This window comes from Burkholderia theae, from assembly GCF_048565265.1.
Lineage (GTDB): Bacteria > Pseudomonadota > Gammaproteobacteria > Burkholderiales > Burkholderiaceae > Burkholderia > Burkholderia theae.
The window spans coordinates 751465-775328 of the sequence record NZ_CP183462.1; the positions used below are offsets into that span (position 1 = coordinate 751465).

The following is a 23864-nucleotide window of genomic DNA, read 5'->3' on the forward strand; positions in this document are numbered from 1 at the left end:
CCGCGTGTCAGTCGGTGTCAGCAGTGGCGCGCGAGCCGCAGGCGCGCATCCTCGCGCGCGGCGGGCGACAGCTCGGGTGCGTAGTGGAACGTCCCCGATACGAGCGACGCGACGGGCACGCCGTCGCGGAACAGCACGCGATTGCCGGCCAGCGCCGGCACCTTGTCGCCGGGCAGCAGCGTGCCGGCGAGATTCAGCGGGTCGGCGCCCGTCACGCAGACGTACTGTCCGTCGCCCGGTTGCCGTCGCAGCTCGCGCAGGATCGGGATCGCCTCGGGCAGCGCGAACTGCTCGCCCGCGAGCCCGGCGACGAAGCGCCCGCCGCGAATCTCGCCGCGTGCTTCGAGGCGCTGCAGCACGCGCACGAGTTCGCGCCAGCTCGGCAGCCAGTCGGCCTCGCGTTCGAGCAGCCGCCAGAACACGACGCCATAGCGGCGCAGCAGCGTCCACGCGATGTGTTCGAGCGCGTCGGGATCGGTCGCGGCCGGGCCGCGTTTCGGCGCGGGTGCATCGTCCGGCGGCGTGTGGCGCTGCACGAGCGCCCAGCGGCCGGCGTCGTCCATCCCGCCGATCAGCGCGCCGCCGCGCCGCGTGCGCGGCGCATAGGTCGCGCTGCGCTTGACGGCCGGCTTCAGCAGCGCGCGCAGGCCCGCGTAGCTGTCCGCATTCACGAGGCCGGCCGACACGAGCTCGCCGAGCGCCTGTTCGAGTTCGACGGGCAGGATGTGCAGGTCGTCGAGCAGCGCATCGAAGAACATCGCGCCGTGCGCGGCGAGTGCGTCGCGCACCTGCGTGGCTCGCGCGGACAGTGCCGGTTGCGCGTCCGGGTCGCGCAGCGCTTGCCAGGCGGCGAGATGGCGGCGCGGCAGCAGCACGATCGGTGTCGTCTTCACGGGCGTGCCGGCCGCGCGCGCCGGCGCGCCGATACGTGTCCACACGAGCTTGCCCGAGCGGCACAGCTCGTCGAGGCCGCCCGCCATGTAGTCGGTGAGCCGCGCGGGCAGCAGCGCGTCTTCCCACGCGCTTGCCGCGGCCTCGAAGCCTTCGAGCTGTTCGACCACGGCCGCGAGTGCATCGCGGCCGGTGCCGCGCGTGTCGGGCGTCAGGTGTTGCCAGTGGAACAGGAAGCGCATGAAATCGGCGCGTTCGACCGGTTCGATCTCGCGACGCAGCCGCTTCACCGTGTAGCGATGAATGCGGGCGAGCAGATGCCGTTCGCACCATTCGTCCGTCGTCGCGCCCGGCGTGAACCGGCCGCGCATCACATAACCTTCGCGCTCCAGCGCCGCGAGCGCCGTCGCGATCGACGCAGGCGGCAGGCCGAGCGGTGTTGCGATCGCGTCGAGCGCAAGCGGTCCGAAGCCGGTGAGCCGCGCGCGGATCACGTCGACGAGCGCGGCATCCGCTTCCCACGGCTGTGCGCAGGCGGCCGGCACCTTGAGCGCCGGCGCCGTGCGCGCGTCGGGATGCAGCGCGCGTACGCACACGAGCCGTTCGACCGGCACCCACAGCGCGGCGCCGCCCGGCGCGACGAGTTGCGTCGCGCGGCGGCGTTCGGCGAGTTCCGCGAGCCGGTCGGGCCAGCCATCGTGGGCTTGCGCTTCGCTGTCGGCGACGCACGCGAGCGTGAGCAGCGCGTCGTGCATTTCGTCGGCGTCGCGCACGAGCGGCCATGCTTCGTCGCGCACCGCGTCGATCGCGTCGGCGTCGAGCGCGCCGAGATCGTCGGCCGATTCGGGATCGCTCCAGCGGCGCGATTGCACGGCCTGCGTGCGGCGCTCCTCGAGCGGCGCATCGTCGAGGAACGCGTACGGTTTCGCGTTCAGGATCTCGGCCGCGAGCGGCGACGGCGCGGGCAAGTCGCGCGCGACGAGCTCGATCGCGCCGCTTTCGATCCGGCGCAGCAGCGCGAGCCAGCCGTCGGTGTCCATCGCGTCGTGCAGGCAGTCGTCGAGCGTCTGGTCGACGAGCGGATGATGTGGAATCTCGCGCTCGCCGACGATGTTCTCGAGGCACGCGACCTGATCCGGGAACACGGTCGCGAGCAGATCCTCGCTCTTCATCCGCTGAAGTTGCGGCGCGGTGCGCTTGCCGCCCGTGAAGCGCGGCAGCGCGAGCGCGGTCGTCGCGTTCCAGCGCCAGCGCACGCCGAACATCGGCGCGTCGAGCAGCGCCTGGACCAGCACGTGCTCGGCGCTGGCCGAACGCAGGTAGCGCCACACTTCGTCGAGCGCGAAGCTGTGCGCGAGCGACAGCGACAGGATGATCGCGTCGTCGGTCGCGGCGGCCTGCAGCTCGAAATTGAAATTGCGGCAGAAGCGCTTGCGCAGCGCGAGCCCCCATGCGCGGTTGATGCGGCTGCCGAACGGTGAATGGATCACCAGTTGCGTGCCGCCCGATTCGTCGAAGAAACGCTCCATCACGAGCGTGTCCTGCGTCGGCAGCGCGCCGAGCGCGGCGCGCGTGCGGGCCAGATAATCAGCGATCTGGTGCGCGGCGTCGGGCGACAGGCGGAGATCGTCGATGAGCCAGCGCAACGCCGGTGCGAGTCGGCTTTCGGCGGTGCTTGCTACGGCTCCCGCCTTGGCTGCTGCCTTGCTCGCCGCGTTACCACCCGCGCGCTTGTGTCCGCCGGTGTCGCCTTGCCGGTCGCCGTCGGCGAACAGCCCGTCGAGTCGCGCACGCAGCCGGCCGACCGCCGCCGACAGCTCATCGCTGCGCCCCGGCGCCTCGCCGATCCAGAACGGGATGTTCGGCGACTGGCCCTGCGCGTCCTCGACGCGCACGCGGCCCGTTTCCACGCGAATGATCCGGTACGACTGGTTGCCCAGCTGGAACACGTCGCCGGCCAGGCTCTCGATCGCGAAATCCTCGTTGACGGTGCCGACCTGGATGCCCTGCGGTTCGAGCAGCACGGCGTAGTCGGCCATGTCGGGGATCGTGCCGCCCGAGGTGGCCGCGGTCATCATCGCATTGCGGCGCCCGCGCACCGTGCCGCCAACCACGTCGCGATGCAGGTACGCGCCGCGCACACCGCGGCGGCTCGTGAAGCCTTCGGCGAGCATCTTCATCACTTCGTCGAAACGCTCGCGCGTCAGGCGTGCATACGGCGCCGCGCGCGTGAAGCTGGCGTACAGCGCGTCCTCCTGCCATTCCGCGCACGCGACTTCGGCGACGATCTGCTGCGCGAGCACGTCGAGCGGCGCTTCGGGAATTCGCAATGCATCGAGTTCGCCGCGTTGCACGCAATCGAGCAGCGCCGCGCATTCGACGAGTTCGTCGCGCGACAGCGGGAACAGGCGGCCCTTCGGCACGCCGCCGACCTGGTGTCCCGAGCGGCCGACGCGCTGCAGGAACGGCGCGATCCCGCGTGGCGAGCCGACCTGGCAGACGAGATCGACGTCGCCGATGTCGATACCGAGTTCGAGCGACGCGGTCGCGACGAGCAGCTTCAGTTCGCCGCGTTTCAGGCGCTGCTCGGCATCGAAGCGGTGCTCTTTCGCGAGACTGCCATGATGCGCGGCGATCGCTTCCTTGCCGAGCCGGTCGGCGAGATGGCGCGCCATGCGCTCGGCGGTGCGGCGCGTGTTGACGAACACCAGCGTCGTGCGATGTGCGGCCGCGAGCCCCGCGATCCGGTCGTAGATCTGGTCCCACACGTCGGTCGCCATCACGGGTTCGAGCGGCACGTTCGGCAGTTCGAGCGCGAGGTCGCGCTCGCGCGTGTGGCCCGTGTCGACGATCGTGCAGTCGCGCGGCGCGTCGGTCGGGCCGCCGACCAGGAAGCGCGCCACGGCGTCGATCGGCTTTTGCGTGGCCGACAGCCCGATGCGCGGCAGCGCGCGGCCGGCCAGCGCGTCGAGACGTTCGAGCGACAGCGCGAGATGGCTGCCGCGCTTGGACGATGCGAGCGCATGGATTTCGTCGACGATCACCGAGCGCACGTTCGACAGCATCTGTCGCCCCGATACGGACGACAGCAGCACGTACAGCGATTCGGGCGTCGTGACGAGGATGTGCGGCGCACGCTTGCGCAGCGCCGCGCGTTCGGCCTGCGTCGTGTCGCCGGTGCGCACGGCGGTGCGGATCGCCGGCACCGGCAGGCCGAGTTGCGCGAGCGATTCGGCGATGCCGGCGAGCGGCGCGTCGAGGTTCACATGGATGTCGTTCGACAGCGCCTTCAGCGGCGACACGTAGACGACGAGCGTCGCGTCGGGAAGCGTGCCGTCGTGCGACAGCGCATCGCGCACCAACTCATCGATCGCGCACAGGAACGCGGTGAGCGTCTTGCCCGAGCCGGTCGGCGCGGCGACGAGCGTCGACCGGCCGGCCTTGATGTGCGGCCACGCGAGCGCCTGCGCGCCGGTCGGTGCGGCGAACGTGCGCCGGAACCACGCGGCGACGGCCGGGTGGAACACGTCGAGCGCACTGGCGGCAGGGCGGGTAGCTGTGACGTCCATCGAAGCGTTGAAATGGGGTGCGAGCGCGCGGACGAATCGCACGCAAATCGAATCGTCAGTGTGCCAGACGTCGTGCGTGCGTGCCGGGCATCGCGTGCTGTCCGGGCACGTGGGTCGACCCTTCAGATGAGGTCTCGCGCGGTACTTTCAACGGACGTGATGGACATGCACGGGCCACCTTCGGTCCCGCGCCGAAACGCGACTACACGCGATGCAGCCAGCCGAGCCAGTGTTCGAGCAACGGCGCGCGTGTCCACAGCGACTGCGCGAGCCACAGCGTGCCACCCCATGCGGCGGCCACGACGATCAGGTCGCAATGTCCGCTATTCCACAGATTGAGCGAGTGACGCCGCCAGATCCATGGCACGCCGAGCGGGTTCGGCCAGTCGGCGAGCAGGTGCATCACGCCGCCGCACGCGAAGCCGAACAGCGGCGCGGCCCACAGCGGATGCGGATGATGGGTGAGCCCGTGCCAGCCGAGCGCGAGCAGCGCGATCCAGCCGATGCCCCAGTGCGTGACGGTGCGGTGCGTGATCCACAGGCGGCGCTTGCGGCTCCACCATGCGACTTCGAGCCAGTCGGGCGCGGTGCCGCCCGCGATGCCGGCCACGAACGCGGCGAGCAGGCCCATGTGCCACGGGCCGGTCCCGCCGGTTTGTGCAACGAGGACGGCGGCGGCGACGCCGGCTGCGAAGCCGGACGCGTGATGCGCATTGTGTGATGCCATACGGAGCGAGACGAAGAAGCGTGAAGCGGCGCGTGAACGAAACAGCGATGCCGTGCGAAAGCGGGGCGCTATCTTCTCAGATCGGCTCGCGTAGCGGGTGGTTCGCTCGCAGATTTTTTGCGTGTGCTGCATCGCATGCAGTGAGGTTTGCAACTTTCTGTTTTGTGCATTGCGCGATGACGCGCATCGCGTGCAATTTCGACCGATCCGCATGCGTGCGTCGGCACCGCAGTGTGATCGTGCGCACACAATCGATGCGCTTTCGTGGCGCGCCGCGTGTTCGACCCTTTTTGTCCCCCTATACTACGAAACCGGTATATGGCCGTCGGCGCGCCAGCGGCTATAAGCGGATCAGGTGTTTTTCCTGCCTGAACGAGATCCACATGGGGGACATGCAATGACTACGCTGAATCGCTTCAAATCATCCGCTGTCGTGCTCGCGACGGTGGCCGGCATCGGGTTCCTGCCGAACGCGCCTGCCTATGCGAAAGGGCCGCAGCCGGCGGTCCTGACGAGCTCCGCGGTCGCGGTGGCCGACAAGTACAGCGCGGATGCCGCGGAGCGGATCTTCAAGGAAGGCGGCAACGCGATCGACGCGGCCGTCGCCATCGCGTTCACGCTCGCCGTCACGTACCCGGAAGCTGGCAACATCGGCGGCGGCGGCTTCATGACGATCTACAAGGACGGCAAGCCGTACTTCATCGACTACCGCGAGCGCGCGCCGCTCGCCGCGACCAAGGACATGTATCTCGACAAGGACGGCAACGTCGTCAAGGGTATGAGCCTGTACGGGCCGCGCGCGGTCGGCGTGCCGGGCACGGTCGCGGGCATGTGGGAAGCGCAGAAGCGCTTCGGCAAGCTGAAGTGGAAGCAGGTGCTCGCGCCGGCGATCCACTATGCGCGCGACGGCTTCGTCGTCGACGAACAACTGGCGCAGCGTGGCGTCGACGCGTCGAAGGAGTTCGGCGGCAAGACCAACTTCGACAAGTACTTCGCCGGGCTGAAGGCCGGCACGAACTTCAAGCAGCCCGATCTCGCCGACGTGCTCACGCGAATCTCAAACGACGGCGCGGAAGGGTTCTACAAGGGCAAGACGGCCGAGCTGATCGCGGCTTCGATGAAGACCGGCGACGGCAACGGGCTGATCACCACCGAGGATCTCGCGCAATACCGCGCGGTGTGGCGCCAGCCGGTACAGGCGAAGTGGAACGGTTATGACGTGATCACCGCGCCGCCTCCGAGCTCGGGCGGCATCGGCCTCGTGCAATTGCTGAAGATGAAGGCCGACCTCAAGCAGGACTTCGAGGGCGTGAAGCTCAACTCGCCGCAATACATCCACCTCGTCGCCGAAATCGAGAAGCGCGTGTTCGCCGATCGTGCGCAGTACCTCGGCGATCCCGACTTCTACAAGGTGCCGATCGCGCAGCTGACCGACGACGCGTATATCGCGAAGCGCGCGGGCGAGGTCAACCCGAAGGAGCCGTCTGACACGAAGAGCGTGCAGCCGGGCCTCGGCACGACGATGCCGGAGAAGGCCGAAACGACGCACTTCTCGGTCGTCGACAAGTGGGGCAACGCGGTGTCGAACACGTACACGATCAACGGCTATTTCGGTTCGGGCGTGATCGCCGACGGCACGGGCATCGTGCTGAACGACGAGATGGACGACTTCTCCGCGAAGCCGGGCGTCGCGAACATGTTCGGCGTGGTCGGCAGCGACGCGAACGCGATCGAACCGAAGAAGCGGCCGCTGTCGTCGATGTCGCCGACGATCATGACGAAGGACGGCAAGGTGTCGCTCGTGATCGGCACGCCGGGCGGCTCGCGTATCTTCACGTCGATCTTCCAGGTGATCAACAACATCTACGACTTCAAGATGCCGTTGAAGGACGCGGTCGGTGCGATGCGCTTCCATCACCAGCTACTGCCGCCGAACACGATCTTCTGGGAGCCGTACCATCCGATCGAAGGCGAACTCGCGAAGCAGATCGAGGCGCGCGGTTATACGCTGAAGGGGCAGGATTTCAGCGGCGACATCCAGGTCATCAAGATCGACGGCAAGACGCCGGAGGCGATGGCCGATCCGCGCGGGCGTGGTGTGACGCGGATCATCCATTGATAAGCGAGTGGTCGGTTGTAGTGATCGGCCATGCGATTGAGGTAGAAGCCGCCAAAATACCAGGCGGCTTTTTTGTTGGTGTTGAATTGATTGAAAAAATATTCCTGTCGTAAATTTGAAATCTTGTCGGGGATGAGAGTTAACTATGGAAGAGAAATATAAATACACGCTGGGTATGGCCGGGCAGTCACATTTTATGGAGGTGGCGATCGATGCCATCGGGTCGCTGGAAACCGCCTGGAATGAAGATGGATGGGAGGCTGCGCCAGAATATTTCAAGGGAAACCCTGTCCTTCGTATAACGCCTCGTATAACTGCATTTTCCGGAATGGAAATTGTCGGTGGAATTATGGCGTTCACGGCCACCTGCTTTGCTAAAAAGGTCTTTGATGAATTCTATGATCGTCTTCTGAAGCGGCGAGTTGGCGAGTGTGTTGAGAGGGTCATTGAGAAAATCAAGATTCCAGATGAAAAGCTGCTTGAATTCAGGGATGTTGTGTATTTTGATGATCTTGATGTGGCAGTCGTCGTTCGTTTCCTTACGAGGGCGCCTCGAACTCAACGTATCGATGCCCAACTAATTGAAGGGCATCGCATCGCGTATCAGTACCTTTCGGAAAATGGAAAAAAAGCACCGATCCACTGCCATCGAATTCTGGAGGGTAAGGTCGATGCAGAGCCGGAGTTCTTTATAAGTATGGATGACCTGCAAGACAAGGATCGAGCACATTTGGCGAACACCAAGGTCCGAGGTGTGTCTACGTCGGGTCTTTCGTGAGAGATCAATCGTAAGTGGTGAATGGTCGGCGGCGGCGCGTTTGCCGCCGCGTCACCGCTTCAGCAGCCCATGCGCGTGCACGATCTGCTCGGCGAGCTGGTTGATCGAGATACGCCGCTCCATCGCCTGCGAGCGGATCTGCTGGTACGCCTCTTCCTCGCTGATCGCGTTGTGCTGCATCAACAGCGATTTCGCTTCCTGCAGCGTGCGCGCGGACATCACGCGCTGTTCGAGCTGCGCGATGCGGCGTCGGTATTCTTCGTGCCGGCGGCTCTGGTGGCACGCGAGCGCCATCGCGCTCAACAGGCCGAACGAACGCACGGGCGTCGTGACCGCGCTCTGCGCGTCGATGCGCAGCATCAGTTCGAGAATGGTCGGGCTTTCGTAGGTCGTGACGGCGATGACCGGCGGCCGTGCGTCGTCTTCCAGCCACGGGATCGACAGGTGCAGCAGGTCGGGCCGTACCGCGAGAATCACGAGATCGACGCTTTCCGGCAGCGTCGCGGGCGGCGGCCAGCGCTGCTCGCTCGGGCAGCCGATACGCGACAGCTGCTCGACGATCAGCAGGCCGTTGTCGTCATCCGGGTAGTAGACCATCACGCGGAGCGAACGCAGTTCGGCGAGCAGGCGAGGCGTCGAGCGGATCGGGGTGCGGGCGCGCATCGTCGGTTACGCCTTCTGTTCGTCGGGCGTGTGCACGCGATCGCCGAGCGAGTGCGTGACGAGGTACGATCGGGATGCACGCGCCGCGTCGCTTCGCGCACGATCGTGAAATTGCCGTCGGCCGTCGCGCAGCCGATGCGCGGATAGAGGCAGGTGTGCTGCGTGAGCCGGTCGATCTTCACGCGCCCCTGCGGCGCGTCGAATTCCGCGTCCGCAAGATGTTCGACGAGCCGGTCGCGCTGGTCGGTGCCGGCCCGCGCGAGCGCATTGGCGAACAGGTGGACCTGGAAATACGCGGCCTCCCACGGCGCGGACGCGCTCGCATCGTCGCCGAAGCGCGCCTTGAGCTGCGCGATGCAGCGACGGTTCACGTCCGAATCGATGGTCTGGAAATAGGGCGACGACGTGTAGTGGCCGGCCGCGGCCGCGCCCATCTGGCCGAGCTCGATCTCGGACGTCGTCAGGCTCGCGATCGGCATCTTGCGCGCATCGAGGCCGGCTTGCGCATAGGCGCGGTAGAACGCGGCCGTGCTGTCGCCGACGAGCGTGCTGAACACGAAGTCGGGCGCCTTTGCGCGGATGTCCGCGACGACCGCCGCGAAATCCTGCTCGGACGCGACGAGCGGCATGTACACCTCGCCGAGGATCTGGCCTTCCGGATGCTGCGTGACGAGGTCGATCATGATGCGGTTCGACTCGTACGGATAAATGTAGTCGGACCCGACCAGATACACGCGCGCGCCGAACTGCGCGGTCATGAACGCGGCGAGCTGCACGCTGTTCTGGTTCGGCGCGGCGCCCGTGTAGATCACGTTCGGCGAGAACTCGAAGCCTTCGTAGAGGGTCGGGTAGAACAGCAGCTTGTCCCACTTCTCGACGATCGGAATCAGCGCCTTGCGGCTGCTCGACATATACGCGCCGAACAGCACGTTCACGCGTTCGGTGGCGATCAGCTCTTCGGCGAGCCGCGCGTAGACGGCAGGGTCCGAACACGCGTCGCGCACGACGGGCACGATCTCGCAGCCGTTCGCGCCGCCCGCTTCGTTGATCTCGGCGATCGCCTGCAGCGTGCCGCGCAACTGGCTCTGGCCCAGGTGCGACGTGCATCCGCTCTGCGAGAACAATACGCCAACCTTCACACTGTTCATTCGTGTCTGTCCTGAGTCTGCCCTGTTTGTTCCGGGTAAGGGCGTTACGCGGTCAGCCGCCCGGCCGCGTGCGCGACGACGGCCGGCAACGCGTCGCCGTTCGCCGCGTGAACGCAGCCTGGGCCGACGCCAAGTATTGTAGACAACCCGGGCGGCGCGCCGAACGACAGGCCGGCGATCGCGACGCCGCGCTGCCGGCCCTGGCGCGCGGCATGGCGCGCATCCTCGACGAGGTAGCGCGGGTCGAACACGTCGATGTCGGCGGCTTCGCCGTCGCCGATCATCAGCACGGCGGCCCGCGCGCAGGCGGCTTCGCGGCGCAGCAACGCCAGCGCATGGCGCAGTGCAGCGCCCGTGCGCGTGCTCATCCCGGCGTCGGCCGCGAGCAGCGCCGCGCGGCGACCGGCGTCGAATGCGTCGCCGAAATCCTTGAAGCGCGCGTAGTACACGCGGTGCCGGCCATCCGACGTGTAGCCGTGCACGGCCCAGCGCCGCCGTTGCCGGTCGAACAGGTCGCCGAGCACGAACGCGGCGCGCTTCTCGAGCGCGGCGACGTGCGCGGCCGTCGACGCGGACAAATCGAGCAGGATCAGCACCGGCCCGCGCGCATCGTGCGGCACGCGGCGCCGGAACACGCGCGGATCGGGCGCATGCCCGGCACGGCGCGCGATGCGTGCCGCGATCGCCGCATCGACATCGAGCGCATCGCCGTCGAGCTGGCGGCCGACGCGCCGCATCGGTTCCGCCGCGCGCGCGGACGGCATCCGCTTCGCCGCGCGGCGGTCGGCTTCGATCAGCGCGGCAAGCGAACGTGGCGGCGCGGACGTGGCAGGCGCGCGTTCGACGACCGTGGTCCAGTCGCGGCGCTCGCGCTGCGTGTGGCAATTCCATTCGGGATAGCGCCGCGCATCCGGCGCCTGCGGCGGTGGGTCGTCGGGTTCGTTGCTGTGGCCACCGGTCGCGGCCGACATCGCGACGCCTGCGTTGCCCGCGCGCTCGGCCGCGCCGGCCGGTTGCGCCCACAACCACGCGTTGTCGTCGCGATAGCGCAGCCATGCGCCGTCGTCGGGTTCGAAACGCACGCGCATCTGCCCGAGATCGTTCGCGAGCCGCGATGCGATCGTGCGGAACGCGCGATAGTCGCCGAGCCTGTCGCGCTGTGCGGCGAACAGTTGCGCGCCCTTGTCGACCCACGGGTTGCCGTCGCGATACGACGGATCGAACAGCGCCTTCGCGAGCCGTGCGCACAGGCGGCCGAACGTGAGCCCTTCACGATCGATCGGCGCGAACGCGGGGGCCCAGAACGTCGCGAGTCCCGGCCATTCGTGCGTGAGCAATGCCTCGACGCGCGCATCCTCGATCAACCCGGCGACGGCGATGCCGAGCGGCGTCAGCGTATCGACCGGCTCGCCGGACGGCGAATGCAGCCAGTGCGCGAGCGCATGCGAGGCCGCCGCGATGCGTGCATCGGGCGGCAATGCGCGTGGCACCCGCAACGCTGCGTGGCCGAGCGTCGCGCGCAGCGTCGCATCGTCGAGCCGCACGTCGGTTTCACGCGCGGTCATCCCGTGCAGGAAGCGGGCAAGCTGCAGCGCGCTCATGTCGCGAAGTGCGCGGCGGCCATCGTCTGCAACGCGGCGCGCGTGTCGGCGTCGTCGGTTGCCGCGTCGCTGATCGCGATCCGGCACGCATCGAGCGGCGCGAGCCCCGCGACGATCAGCCGGGCCGCGTGCACGAGCAGGCGCGTCGATGCGCCTTCGTCGAGCCCGTTGCCGGCCAGCGCGCGCGTGCGGTGGGCGAGATCGACGAGGCGGCGCGCGGTTTCCCGGTCGGCGCCGCTTTCGCGCACGACGACGTCGGCCTCGTGCGCGGCATCCGGATAACCGAAGTCGATCGCGACGAAGCGTTGCCGCGTCGACGGCTTCAGCCGCCGGTGCTCGCCGTGATAGCCGGGGTTGTACGAGATCACCAGATGGAAATCCGGATGCGCATGCACGACCTCGCCGAGCCGGTCGAGCGGCAGCACGCGCCGCGAGTCGGTCAGCGGGTGGATCACGACCGTCGCGTCGGGGCGCGCCTCGACGATCTCGTCGAGATAGCAGATCGCGCCATGCCGCGCCGCGAGCGTGAGCGGCCCGTCGGCCCAGTAGGTGCCGTCGGCATCGAGCAGGTGCCGGCCCGTCAGGTCGGCCGCCGACGTGTCGTCGTTGCACGCGACCTGGATCAGCGGCAGGCCCATGCGCCACGCCATGTATTCGACGAAACGCGTCTTGCCGCAGCCGGTCGGCCCTTTCAGCAGGACCGGCAGGTGATGGCGGCAGGCCGTCTCGAACCAGTCGGCCTCGGCGCCGGCCGGCTGGTAGAACGGCGCGTCGGCGATGCGGTGTCCGGCGAGCGGATCGGCGGCAAGCGGCGTATCGCCTGCGCTCATTACCACCTCCCCGTCATCATCAGCATGCCGGGCAGCCAGCAGGTGCCGATGCCGATCGCGATCGTGTAGCCGGGCAGGAAGCGCACGGTCCGCTTCAGCCCGAGCGCGACGAAGAACAGGAACCACAGGCTCGACCACAGCAGCCACATCGCACCGAAGCGCACGTCGTGCGACGTGCCCGCATAGACGAGCGCACTGATCGCGACGAACAGGCAGTACCAGCCGAGGCCCGCGCCTTGCAGGCCGCGCCACTGGACGGCGGCGAGATACAGATACGTGAACGCGAACAGCAGGCCGCCGGCGCTCGAGAAAAACTGCGGCGGCGCCGATGCCTGCACGAGGCCGGCGAGATTGATCAGCAGCGCGAGCAGCCCGACGAGCAGGTTCAGGCCGGCCGCGTCGCGCGGTTCGATGCGGCCGGTGAGCGCGACGCCGTTGACGACCAGCACCGCGCCGATGAAGAAGAGAGCGACACCGAGCATGATGAGGGCTCCAGAGTGAGACGGCGCCGTTCGCGCACGCGGCGCGAACGGCCGGGCGGGGCACGTGCTCAGCGGTGCGCGGGCGCTTCGGACGGAATGCCCTCGATCGGGCATTCGGGCGTGCCGGGCGTCGCGCGGGTGAGGCGTTCGACGGCCTGGCGCGTGCCGTCCGGGTCGTTCACCCAGTTCGCGTAGAACTCGAACGGGCATTGCGCGACGCCGTTCGGCGATTCGCCGGAACCGATCTTGCCGGTGTAGCCGCGATGCAGCAGCTTGTACAGGTGGTTCTGCGACTGCATGTTGCGGCGCGCGTCGCGGATCAGGCTCACCGACAGCTCCGCATACTGCACGCCGTTCTCCTCCTCGCCGCATTCGCCGAGCGTGCGGCCGTCGAAGCCGACGATCGCCGAGTGCCCGAAATACGAGTACACGCCGTCGAACCCGGATGCGTTCGCGACCGCGACATAGCAGTTGTTCATGAACGCCATCGCCTTCGACACGAGCACCTGCTGGTCCTTCGCCGGGTACATGTAGCCCTGGCAGCGCACGACGAGCTCGGCGCCGCGCATCGCGCAGTCGCGCCAGATCTCCGGGTAGTTGCCGTCGTCGCAGATGATCAGGCTGATCTTGAGCCCCTTCGGCCCGTCGGCGACATACGTGCAATCGCCCGGATACCAGCCTTCGACCGGCACCCACGGCATGATCTTGCGGTACTTCTGCACGATTTCGCCCTGGTTGTTGATCAGCACGAGCGTGTTGTACGGCGCCTTGTTCGGGTGTTCCTCGTGGCGCTCGCCGGTCAGCGAGAACACGCCCCACACGTTCGCCTTGCGGCACGCGGCCGCGAAGATGTCGGTTTCCTCGCCGGGAATCGTCGAGGCCGTGTCATACATCTCCTTCGCGTCGTACATGATCCCGTGCGTCGAATATTCGGGAAACACGATGAGGTCCATGCCGGGCAGGCCGCGCTTGATGCCGACCACGCGTTCCGCGATTTCGCGTGCGTTCGCGATGACATCGGCGCGCGTGTGCAGGCGCGGCATCTTGTACTGGACGACGGCGACGCCGACGGCGTCGTTGCTGCTGGAAATATCGCCATGACGCATGGTGTGCTCCTGGTTCGGGTGAAGACGTGCGTTTTCGAAGCGCAAAAAAAAGGTTCATCGCAGGAAACCGTGGAGCGTTTTCGAGCGATTGCATAATCTGACACATGATTTTAAGGATGTCGGAGGAAGCAATTGCTCGATCGAAAGGCACTTCAGGCGCTGGGCTGCTGGACCGGCTATCGGTTGGAACGGGTGGAATGGCCGCAAGGAGAAGAGCGCACGCTGTCGCTATATCTGAGGCCGGTCAGCAAGGTCATGTACTGCGAGCAATGCGGTGCACGCTGCCAGCAAATCCATGAGACGGTGGTTCGTCGAGTGCGCGATCTGCCGCTGTTCGAATATCGGGTGGTGCTGCACGTTCCCCGTCGCCGGGTCTGGTGCGAACACTGCGGCGGCCCGCGACTGGAGAAGCTGGCGTGGCTGGGCCGCTACCAGCGAGTGACGGAGCGGTTCGCCAAGGCTTGCGAGAAGTTGCTGCAAGCGGCCAGCGTACAAGCGGTGGCGGGCTTCTACGATCTGGGCTGGCACACGGTCAAATCGATCGACAAGATGCGCCTGCGAGCACGCGTGGCCGAGCCGGACTGGTCGACGATCCGCTATCTGGCGATGGACGAGTTCGCGCTGCACAAAGGCCATCGCTACGCCACGGTGGTGGTTGATCCGATCGGCCGGCAGGTGCTCTGGGTCGGGCCAGGACGTTCGCGCGAAACGGCGCGAGCCTTCTTCGAACAACTCCCTGAAGGCGTGGCCGAGCGTATCGAAGCAGTTGCGATCGACATGACCACGGCCTACGAGCTGGAGATCAAGGAACAGTGCCCGCAGGCGGAAATCGTCTTCGATCTGTACCACGTCGTGGCCAAGTACGGGCGCGAAGTGATCGACCGAGTTCGGGTGGATCAGGCCAACCAACTGCGAGATGACAAACCAGCGCGGAAGGTTCTGAAGTCCAGCCGCTGGCTGTTGCTGCGCAACCGCCATAACTTGAAACCAGAACAGGCGGTACACCTGAAGGAACTGCTGGCCGCCAATCAATCGCTGCTATGCGTCTATGTGCTGCGCGACGAACTCAAGCGGCTCTGGTTCTACCGAAAGCCAGCCTGGGCGGAAAAAGCCTGGGGGCAATGGTTCGAACAGGCCCAGCAAAGCGGGATTGCCGCCCTGCAAAAGTTCGCCCAGCGCTTGCAGGGGTATTGGCATGGAATCGTGACTCGCTGCCGCCATCCGCTCAATACCAGCGTTGTTGAAGGCATCAACAACACTATCAAGGTCATCAAGCGCAGGGCTTACGGGTACCGCGACGAGGAATACTTCTTCCTCAAGATCCGCGCCGCGTTCCCCGGAATTCCGCGATGAACCAAAAAAAAGCCCTTGCCTCGACGAGCGAGGCAAGGGCTTCTTTGCCGGTCCGTTCATCCGACAACGCTGTCGGATAACGGGAATGCGGATAGGTGGCCGGATGTGCGGCCGGCGAAGCGCGGGCTATCGGGCTCGCGCTGCGCACGATCGTGGGACGTCTTTGTCCGCCGGATCGATGGGATGCACTCTATGCAAAGTTTTTTTCGGACGCAACATCGCGTATACCCCTGCACGTCGTGACCGCTGCGCGAGCCGGTGGGGCACGTGCGGGTACCCACGTTGCGCGTTGCGTCGCATTCAGCTCCGGTCGTTCGCCGCGTTGCTTTCGAGGAAGCTGTCCACCGCGATCAGCGATTGCTCGTCGAGCGTGCCGAGCACGCTTTTCAGTTTCAGTTGCAGCTTCAGTGCATCGAGATAGCTGTCGAACAGCTTCTGCCGGATGCCCGAGATGTCGCGCCGCAGGTTCAGTGTTTCGTACGTCGTGCTGTAGCCGACCTGATGCGCCTTCATCGACGAGTCGTACGCGAGCCGTGCGGCCTGCAGCGACTGCTGCAGCGCACGGATGCGCGTGCCGACCGATTCGAGCGCGGACAGCGCCTCGCGATGATCGGTGCCCAGTTGCTCCTCGACCTCGCGCAGCCGGTTGCGGTATTGCTCGGTCACGTGCTCGGCTTCGACCTGCCGGTAGTACACGCTGCCGCCGGAAAAAATCGGGATCGTCACCTGCACGCCGAACGCACTTTGATGGAAGTCCGAACGATCGGTGAGCCCGCGCAGGTTCGGATTGAGCCCGCGCGAATACGACGCGAACAGGTCGACGGTCGGCAGGTGCTCCGCGCCGACACGCTTCGCGGCGAGCCGCGCGACCTGGACGTCGCGGTACGCCTGCTGGTACGCGGGGTTGTCCTGCGGCGCGTAGTCGCCGGACGGAATGCGCGGCGACGTCCCGCGCATCGCGAGCCGCGGCCAGCGCGCGAAATCGATCGTCGAACCGAGCAGCGTCTCGTAGCGCGCGCGGCGTGCATCGACGTCGGTCTGCGCGAGCGCTTCGTCGGATTGCGCGAGGCTGCGGCGCGCCTCGATCTCGGCCGTGTCGCCGATCGTCTTCATCCCGAGCTGCGCCATGCGTCGCGTATCGCTTTCGAGCCGCGTGAGCGCGTTCACCTCGTCGTCGGCCGACTGCAGCTTCTCGCGCGCGCTCAGCAGGTCGAAGCATGCGTTCGCGACGCGCAGGATCAGGTCCTGCTTCGCGACCTCGAGCTTCTGCTTCGACGATTCCTCGTACTCGGTCGCGCGCCGCATGTCGTAGAGGTAGGGCACGTTGAACAGCGCCTGCGTGACCTGCGCGGCACCGTAGGCGGCGTTGTTCGAGCCGCTGACGTCGATGCCGAACAGGTTCGCGTGCGTACCGTAGCGCCCCCATTCGAGCTGCGCGGTGGCCTGCGGCAGCATCTGCGCGCGCGCCTCCGGAAATTTCTGCCGGGCCGCATCGTATTCGCTGCGCGCCTGCAGGTAGCGCGGATCGTGCACGGCCGCGTACTGGTAAGCGGTGTCGAGGCAAAACGCATGCGCGTGCGCAGGCATGCCGACTATCGTTACAGTGAACAGTGTTACGGTTGCAAGTAGGGGATTCCACCTAGTCGAAAATCTTGATAGGGAATTACCCTTATCTCGCTCCGCCGATCCGCGATTCGCACGCCTCGTTTCAAACATGGCCGTCTCCGTCTCCTGCCCGTGCCGCAACGCATTGCGGCGGGATTTAAACGTTTTGAAATTGAAATTCAAACAGCGTGAATGACTGCTATCCATCGAGCATCGGAAAACGCGCATGTAAGAGTGTGTCCTCCATTGAATTCCGATGCGCTCGCATGATAGCCTGATTTCGGCTCGTAATCGCAGTGATTATTAGATTAACAAGTCGCTAGGGATTAAAGGCCGTTTGTCTTTCAATGAAGGTTCTTTGCATCATCTTTATTTTTTTACGAGGAGAGAATGATGAAGGTCATGACGACGGAACAGGTCAGGAATGTGCATGGCGGCGGTGCGATCAGCTCGCTGGGTAGCCTCGCCGTTGACGCCGCGCCGGTGGTGACCGCGCTCGGCCAGTTCCTGCCGAGCCTCGGCAATTACCTGCAGAACCCGAAGACGTTCAATAACACCGGCAAGTAACCGCCGTGCGCGGGGAGGCGCCCCCCGCGTGAAATGCTGCGAAACAGAAGGAAAAGAATCGATCGCCGCAATCGCAGTAAATCGAATCCGAAATGCACCATTTCGGTTCGGGCGATTATCAGGAGGCAGGAATGCCGGATTATCCTCGTAATAAAGTCAACGGCTATTGATTTTCAATTGGCTGACGGCTGCAGGCATTCCGACAATATAAAGGCCACAAAAATGCGAGACATCACGGAAGACCAGGCCCGCCAGATTCGCGGCGGCGCGTCGCTTTACTCCAATTCGGCCGCCTATACGGTCGATCTCGTCAATCAGTCGATCGGATCCACGCTGCAGGGCCTGATGACCCAGTACCAGACCCGCGCCGTCGAACAGTTCCGGATGTCGCTCGGCTCGTCGCGCTGAGCGGCCGGCAACACCGATCTTCCGTCGCAGCCGGCAGCGTGCCGGCTGCGCCCATGCGTATCGCGCACGACCCGCCACGGGCCCGCACCGGCAGGCCCGGGCGGCGCGTTGTCGCGCCCCGGGTGCCCGACCATGCTTTTCAATACGCGTAAAGTCCGTCCGGTCCTGCAGGACGAGGTGACGGAGTGCGGCCTGGCCTGCCTCGCGATGATCGCGTCGTGGCACGGGCGCGAAACGACGTTGCGCACGCTGCGCAACCGCTATCCCGTGCGGATCGATTCCGGGCTGTCGTTCTTCGACCTGATGGAGATCTCGAACGATCTCGGCCTGCGTGCGCGCGGGCTGCAGTTCGACGCGGGCGAGCTCGACGCGCTCAAGACGCCGTGCATCCTGCACTGGGGGATGAACCACTATGTCGTGCTGACGAAGGTCGGCTACGGCAGCGTGCACATCGTCGATCCCGCGCTCGGCGAGACGAAGCTGCCGCTCGCGCAGGCGCTCACGCACATCACCGGTTATGCGCTCGAACTGAATCCGGACATCGGCTTCGCGCATGCGGGGCCGGCCGACCGGATCCGGCTGCGCGATTACCTCGAAGGGCTGACGGGCATTCGCAAGAGCCTCGCGATCGGCATCGCGGGCGGCGTCGCCGCGCAGCTCCTGCTGCTGCTCGGCCCGTCGTACGTGCAACTGACGATCGACGAGGCACTGAAGAAGACCGACGTCGACATCCTGTACCTGCTGACGATCCTGTTCGCGATCGTGTTCCTGTTCGACACGCTGTACGCGAACCTCGTCGGCAACATCAAGAGCTACCTGCGCAACATCGTGTCGCAGCAGTTGTCGGCGAACATGGTCGGGCATCTCGCGCGGCTGCCGATCGGCTATTTCCTGTTCCACAACACCGGCGATTCGATCTCGCGCGTGTCGTCGGTGTCGGAGGTCGGGCGGTTTCTCGTCGACGGCCTGGTCGGCGGGCTGCTCAATATCGTCACCTGCACGCTGACGCTCGTGCTGATGCTGTACTACAGCCCCGTGCTGGCCGGCATCAGCCTCGCCGGGATGGTGCTGTTCGCGCTCAGCCGGCTCGCGATCCAGCCGCAGCTGCAGGATGCGATGTCGCAGATCCTCACGCGCGGCGCCGAGGCCGACGCGCTGCTGATCGAGAACATCCGCTCAGCACATTCGATCAAGCTGCTGTCGGCCGAGACCGCGCGCAGCAGCCTGTGGATCAACGCGTTCACGCAGAAGCTGCAGGCGATGCGCCAGCAGGAGCGGCTGCAACTGCTGTTCGACGCGGTCTCGAAGGGGATCGTGCATGTCGAGCAGCTCGTGATCGTCACGTATGGCGCGTGGCTCGTGATGCACGGGCAGAGCACGATTGGCGTGATCTACGCGTTCATCCAGTACAAGAACCTGTTCGCGGACAAGTTCATCGATTCGATCCAGCTCTACGTGCGCCGCAAGGTGCTGCAGGTGCATATGGATCGCGTCGCGGACGTGCTGCAGACCGAGACCGAGGAGCCGGCGCCGGACGCGGTCGTGCGGCCGGTCGACGGTTTCGACGGCGCGCTGTCGATCCGCGCGCTGTCGTACACGCCGAGGGGCGGCAATCGCCCGATCCTGCGCGACGTCGCGCTCGACGTGCCGGCCGGCGGCAAGATCGCGATCGTCGGCCGCACCGGCAGCGGCAAGACGACGCTGCTGAACCTGATCTGCGGGCTCGTGCGGCCCGAACGCGGCACGCTGTTCGTCGGCGACGTCGATCTCGCGGACGTGAACCTGCGGCAGTACCGCAAGCATCTCGCGGCCGTCACGCAGTCCGATCAGCTGTTTCGCGGCACGATCCGCGACAACATCACGAACTTCGCGCCCGCGCCGCGGATCGGTGCGATGTTCGACGCGGCGAAGCTCGCGTGCATCCACGACGAGATCGAGCGGCTCGATCATCGCTACGACACGCCGCTCGGCGACACACAGAAATTCCTGTCGGCCGGCCAGATGCAACGGCTGCTGATCGCGCGGGCGCTGTATTGCGAGCCGCGCCTGCTGATCCTCGACGAATTCTCGTCGAACCTCGACCAGGCGACGACGCACGAAATCTGCCGCAACGTGCTGACGCTGCCGTGCACGATCGTGCTCGTCACGCACGATGCGTCGATCCTGTCGATGGTCGACCGGATCTACCGGATGCAGGACGGCGTCTTGGCCGATGCGACCGACGAGTGGCGCACGATCGAGGAGACGCGGTGATGCTCGGGCGACTCTTTCTGCTCAATCCGTTCTCGTATGCGTTCCTGGTGCGACGCGCGGTGCGCGCCGTCGCGCTGCGCACGTCGCCCGCGCGTGGGCTGCGGCTGATGCGCTGGTGCTCGGGCGCGTGCCTGCGCTGCTTTCCGTGCATTCGCGAGTCGATCGAACGCGCGGTTGCCTACATGCTGAGCGGGCACCTGAACGACGATCCGCAGCGTGTGCGGGACGTGTCGGCGGCCATCGTGCGCGAGCTGTTCGAGGCCGAGTTCGCGGGGCTCAAGCTGCGCACGCACAGCCTCGAATCGATGAAGGCGATGATCGACGGGATGGCATGCGAAGGCGACGCGCAACTGCGCACGGCACTCGCGCGCGGCGGCCCGCTGATGCTCGCGGGGCTGCACTTCGGCAACCTGATGCTGTTCGTCACGAAGCTGCGCTTCATGATCCCCGACGACCGCAAGCTGATGGTGATCCTGCACCGCGATGCGCCCGGCGCGTTCTTCGACGACGCGCTGCGGCTCGTCGCCGAATACGGCGCCGGCGAAGTCGAGTTCATCGACATCGAGGAGCGCGTGCACCTGCGGCGGCTGATCACGAGCCTGCGGCGCGAGGCGCCGGTGTTCCTGCTGTTCTCCGACCTGCACGGCAAGTTCGGCAAGACCAACCGCTGCCGGCTCGGCGGGCGCTGGGTGCGGATGGCCGGCGGCGGCGTGAAGCTCGCGGTCGAGCAGGGGATTCCGCTGCTCGTCGCTTATGCGACGGGCGTGCCGTTCCGCGATCGCTGCGCGGTGCATTTCACCGAACTCGCGGCCAGCCCGCTCACGCCGATGCTCGGCGCGGACGACGACGCGTCGCCGGTGCGCGCGACGCATCAGCGCATCGTCGACCGGCTCGAGCAGGCGCTCGTGCGCCAACCCGAGCAGTGGCATTTCTGGGAACACTTCACGCCTTACCTGATGCCGACGCCGCTGCTCGATGCGGCCGCGCGGCGTCGCTCCTGACGAGCCCGCGCCATGCCGACCTGGAACTCCGCTCTCCGAGAACAGAAGCCGTCGCGCAAGCTCGCGCGCGGCACGACCTTCGGCACCGTGATCCACGGCGTCGTCGACGTGCCGGTATCGATGCGGTTCTTCTGCTACCTGTCGCTGGCGATGTTCGCGATGTTCGTGACCGCGCTCGTCGAACTGAGCTACGCGAATACCGAGAGCGTGTCGGGGATGCTGACGCCGCGCTCGGGGCTGATCGGCGTCAGTGCGCTGCCGGGCTGGGCCGTGCGCGACATCTACGTCGGCAAGGACCAGCAGGTGAAGGCCGGCCAGCGGCTGCTGGCGGTGACGCGCGACACGAGCTTTGTCAGCCAGGGGAACAACGTGCAGGGGATGCGCGCGGCACTCGACCGGCAGCGTGTCGAGGTGACGCAGCAGATCGACGCGGCGCGCCTCGAATACCGGTCGTCGGTGCAGCAGACCAACCAGCAGATCGCCGCGCAGGGCGAGAGCCGCGGGCTGATCGACCGGCAGATCCAGAACCAGAAGCGCATCGTCGACGAGTACGGCGAACGGCGTGCGCGCGTGAAGCAGCTGCTCGACGAACAGGTCGTGACGCTCGAACAGTACAACCAGGTCAACACGCAGTACCTGCAGGCCGGCCAGGCGTACCAGGACCTGCTGCTGCGCCGCGCCGAGCTGGCGAAGAACGCGATGAAGCTGCGCGGCGATCTCGACACGATGCAGAGCAAGTACGACGGCGCGAACGCGGAACTGAAGATCAAGCAGGAGGAGCTGAACGCGAAGGAATACAACATCGACGAGAACGTGAACCAGGTGCTGTACGCGCCGGCCGACGGGCAGATCGTGCGGCTCGACGTCGTGCAGGGCGGCGTGATCGACCCGCCGGGCACGCGTGTCGTCGAGATCCTGCCCGCGAAGGCCGACGGGCTGATCGCCGAGGTCTACATTCCGTCGTCGAAGGCCGGCTTCGTGAAGAAGGGGCAGGAAGTGAAGGTTGCGTACGCAAGCTATCCGGTCGAGAAGTTCGGCACCTATCGCGGCAAGGTGCTGTCGATCTCGCCCGTCGCGTTCTCGGCGAAGGAACTGAACCTGCCGGGCGATTCGGCTGCGCCGCAGACCTACTTCAAGACCTGGGTCGAACTGGCCGACCGCACGCCGTCGTTCGACGGGCGGCCGCTGTCGCTGCGGGCCGGGATGATGCTGAAGGCCGACATCGTGCTCGAACGGCGCAGCCTGCTCGAATGGCTGTTCGAGCCGCTGTACCGGATTCGCCAGCGCCTGTTCGGCGTGCCGGCCTGAGCCGATGACGCGTCGCGACGAATGCCGCCGCGCGCGGCCGGGATCCGTGTGTCCGCTGTCGCGCTGGCTCGGCGCCACGCTGTTCGCATGCGCGGCCGCCGCACACGGCGCGCCGCAGCCGGACGGCGACACGCAGGCCCGCTGGCAGGCCGGCGCCGACGGGATCGGCTTCTGGCCGGGCGGCGATGCGGACGGGTTCGATGCGAGCGCCTGGGCGACCGAGGCCGGGCCGGCGCGCGGCGGGCGCGACGGTTCGGCTGAGGTGTCGCAGCCTGACGTTCCGCTGACGGCCCGCAAGATCACGCTTGGGCAGCGTGCCGGCGGAGCGGGGCGCGCATGCGCGGCAGCGCGCGACGATGGCGCGGACGGCATCGGCTTCGACGGCAACGGCGCGGCCGGCGGCTGCAATCCGGCCGCGACGCAAGATGCAACGGCGGACGACGCCCCGGCCGGCGGCGTCGTCCACGCCGACCGGATGCCGTACGAACTGCATCCGGTCGATCCGTCGCGCCTGCCCGATCTGCCGGCCGCGCAGGCGCCGCCGTTGCTGGAGCAGTTGATGGGCGACGACCACAACATGGTCGGCCTCGGCTGGCACTTCATCGCGACGACCGGCCGGTCGACGCCCGTGACGACACACACCGATGCGCTCGGGCTGAACAGCTTCGAGAACCAGGGCTCCAGCCTGTCGCTCAGCAATACGAACACGCTGGCGTTCACGTTCACTCACTTTTTCTCCGAGAACTGGGCGGCCGAAGTCGGCGGCGGCATTCCGCCGGTGCTGACGCTGCGCGGGCACGGCAGCATCGGGTTGCCGCTCGACCGGATTTTTTCCGGCGTCCAGGGGCGCCTGCCGCTGATCGATCTCGCGAACACGCAAAGCAACCCGCTCGCGACCACGCGCGCGTGGCTCGGGTCCGTCGTGTTCAAGTACTACCTCGGCGAGCGCGACGATCGTTTCCGTCCGTTCGCGGGCATCGGCATCAGCTATACGCGTTTCACGAACACGAACCTGAACCCCGTGTTCCAGCGCAAGCTCGCATCGCTCGGCGGGCTGCTCGCGGCGGGCGCGGATATCGGCAGCCTGCAGTCGCTGCTGCTCGATCCCGCGTTGTTCCAGCGGATCTGGGATGCCGGCGGCGACCTGCTGCTGTCCGGGAAGACCAATGTGTCGGCCAAGGTGAAGAGCGTCTGGGAGCCGGTTTTCACCGTCGGCGCGAGCTACCAGATCACGCGCCGCTTCTGGGTGACCGGCATGGTCACGTATGTCCCGTTACGTACGAAGATTACGCTGGACATCGACCAGCCGAACCGGCAGCTCGCGTCGAACACGTTCGACATTTCGGCGAACCCCGTGCTGGCCAGCGTGCTGTTCTCGTTCCGATTCTGAGGGGGCAACCGGCCGTTTTCATGATTTTGACGCGTGACACTGAGATAATGGCCGAGTTTGGCTGC

17 protein-coding genes and 1 pseudogene are annotated in these 23864 nt (G+C 66.4%); 9 read left to right on the plus strand and 9 right to left on the minus strand.

The window, feature by feature from the left end; genetic code table 11:
* Positions 1-17 precede the first annotated feature (17 nt).
* Complete coding sequence (locus ACN22W_RS20895; protein ID WP_419689877.1) at positions 18-4460, minus strand: DEAD/DEAH box helicase; 4443 nt, start codon at positions 4458-4460, stop codon at positions 18-20.
* Positions 4461-4662: 202 nt separating this feature from the next.
* On the minus strand, positions 4663-5187 hold the full coding sequence (locus tag ACN22W_RS20900; protein WP_129517190.1) for a metal-dependent hydrolase: 525 nt from the start codon (positions 5185-5187) through the stop codon (positions 4663-4665).
* A 397-nt stretch (positions 5188-5584) separates the two neighbouring features.
* Here ACN22W_RS20900 and ggt point away from each other — a divergent pair, with 397 nt between their 5' ends.
* Together ggt and ACN22W_RS20910 are read left to right on the plus strand one after the other, a co-directional pair.
* Positions 5585-7306 carry a gamma-glutamyltransferase gene (gene ggt, locus ACN22W_RS20905; protein ID WP_419689246.1) on the plus strand — a complete coding sequence of 574 codons (1722 nt, stop codon included), beginning with the start codon at positions 5585-5587 and terminating at the stop codon, positions 7304-7306.
* Between the two features lie 145 nt (positions 7307-7451).
* Positions 7452-8084, plus strand: coding sequence for a hypothetical protein (locus ACN22W_RS20910; RefSeq protein WP_419689247.1), 633 nt, complete (start codon positions 7452-7454; stop codon positions 8082-8084).
* 51 nt (positions 8085-8135) lie between these two features.
* On the opposite strand, the gene ACN22W_RS20915 is transcribed toward ACN22W_RS20910, so the two are convergent.
* The 6 genes and pseudogenes from ACN22W_RS20915 to ACN22W_RS20940 form a co-directional block, all read right to left on the minus strand.
* Positions 8136-8747 (minus strand): ANTAR domain-containing response regulator, encoded by a 612-nt coding sequence (locus ACN22W_RS20915; protein ID WP_129517192.1) that lies wholly within the window; start codon positions 8745-8747, stop codon positions 8136-8138.
* A 6-nt stretch (positions 8748-8753) separates the two neighbouring features.
* Positions 8754-9895 (minus strand): annotated as a pseudogene (locus ACN22W_RS20920) (transporter substrate-binding domain-containing protein).
* 44 nt (positions 9896-9939) lie between these two features.
* The gene (locus ACN22W_RS20925) at positions 9940-11496 is read right to left on the minus strand and encodes a nitric oxide reductase activation protein (protein WP_419689248.1); all 1557 of its coding nucleotides are present in this window, start codon (positions 11494-11496) and stop codon (positions 9940-9942) included.
* Positions 11493-12326 carry a CbbQ/NirQ/NorQ/GpvN family protein gene (locus tag ACN22W_RS20930; RefSeq protein ID WP_419689249.1) on the minus strand — a complete coding sequence of 278 codons (834 nt, stop codon included), beginning with the start codon at positions 12324-12326 and terminating at the stop codon, positions 11493-11495. The genes ACN22W_RS20925 and ACN22W_RS20930 overlap by 4 nt, the downstream gene beginning before the upstream one ends.
* Entirely contained in the window at positions 12326-12808 is a 483-nt protein-coding gene (locus ACN22W_RS20935) for an AmiS/UreI family transporter (RefSeq protein WP_129517196.1), read from the minus strand. The genes ACN22W_RS20930 and ACN22W_RS20935 overlap by 1 nt, the downstream gene beginning before the upstream one ends.
* A 68-nt stretch (positions 12809-12876) precedes the next feature.
* Positions 12877-13914, minus strand: coding sequence for an aliphatic amidase (locus tag ACN22W_RS20940; RefSeq protein WP_174969392.1), 1038 nt, complete (start codon positions 13912-13914; stop codon positions 12877-12879).
* A gap of 132 nt (positions 13915-14046) precedes the next feature.
* Here ACN22W_RS20940 and ACN22W_RS20945 point away from each other — a divergent pair, with 132 nt between their 5' ends.
* Positions 14047-15267 (plus strand): ISL3 family transposase, encoded by a 1221-nt coding sequence (locus ACN22W_RS20945; RefSeq protein ID WP_419684184.1) that lies wholly within the window; start codon positions 14047-14049, stop codon positions 15265-15267.
* Positions 15268-15567: 300 nt separating this feature from the next.
* Here ACN22W_RS20945 and ACN22W_RS20950 read toward each other — a convergent pair whose 3' ends face one another.
* A complete protein-coding gene (locus tag ACN22W_RS20950) occupies positions 15568-16983 on the minus strand; it encodes a TolC family protein (protein ID WP_419689250.1) in 1416 nt (471 codons plus the stop codon).
* 279 nt (positions 16984-17262) lie between these two features.
* Between ACN22W_RS20950 and ACN22W_RS20955 the strand changes: the two genes are divergently transcribed.
* The 6 genes from ACN22W_RS20955 (at position 17263) to ACN22W_RS20980 (ending at position 23799) form a co-directional block, all read left to right on the plus strand.
* Complete coding sequence (locus tag ACN22W_RS20955) at positions 17263-17439, plus strand: hypothetical protein (protein WP_006479216.1); 177 nt, start codon at positions 17263-17265, stop codon at positions 17437-17439.
* Between the two features lie 222 nt (positions 17440-17661).
* On the plus strand, positions 17662-17847 hold the full coding sequence (locus ACN22W_RS20960; protein ID WP_048245454.1) for a hypothetical protein: 186 nt from the start codon (positions 17662-17664) through the stop codon (positions 17845-17847).
* A gap of 132 nt (positions 17848-17979) precedes the next feature.
* Positions 17980-20100, plus strand: coding sequence for a peptidase domain-containing ABC transporter (locus ACN22W_RS20965; protein ID WP_419689251.1), 2121 nt, complete (start codon positions 17980-17982; stop codon positions 20098-20100).
* A complete protein-coding gene (locus ACN22W_RS20970) occupies positions 20097-21101 on the plus strand; it encodes a hypothetical protein (protein WP_419689252.1) in 1005 nt (334 codons plus the stop codon). The genes ACN22W_RS20965 and ACN22W_RS20970 overlap by 4 nt, the downstream gene beginning before the upstream one ends.
* A 12-nt stretch (positions 21102-21113) precedes the next feature.
* Complete coding sequence (locus ACN22W_RS20975) at positions 21114-22409, plus strand: HlyD family efflux transporter periplasmic adaptor subunit (RefSeq protein ID WP_419689253.1); 1296 nt, start codon at positions 21114-21116, stop codon at positions 22407-22409.
* Between the two features lie 4 nt (positions 22410-22413).
* Positions 22414-23799, plus strand: coding sequence for an OmpW/AlkL family protein (locus tag ACN22W_RS20980; protein WP_419689254.1), 1386 nt, complete (start codon positions 22414-22416; stop codon positions 23797-23799).
* Positions 23800-23864: the final 65 nt, after the last annotated feature.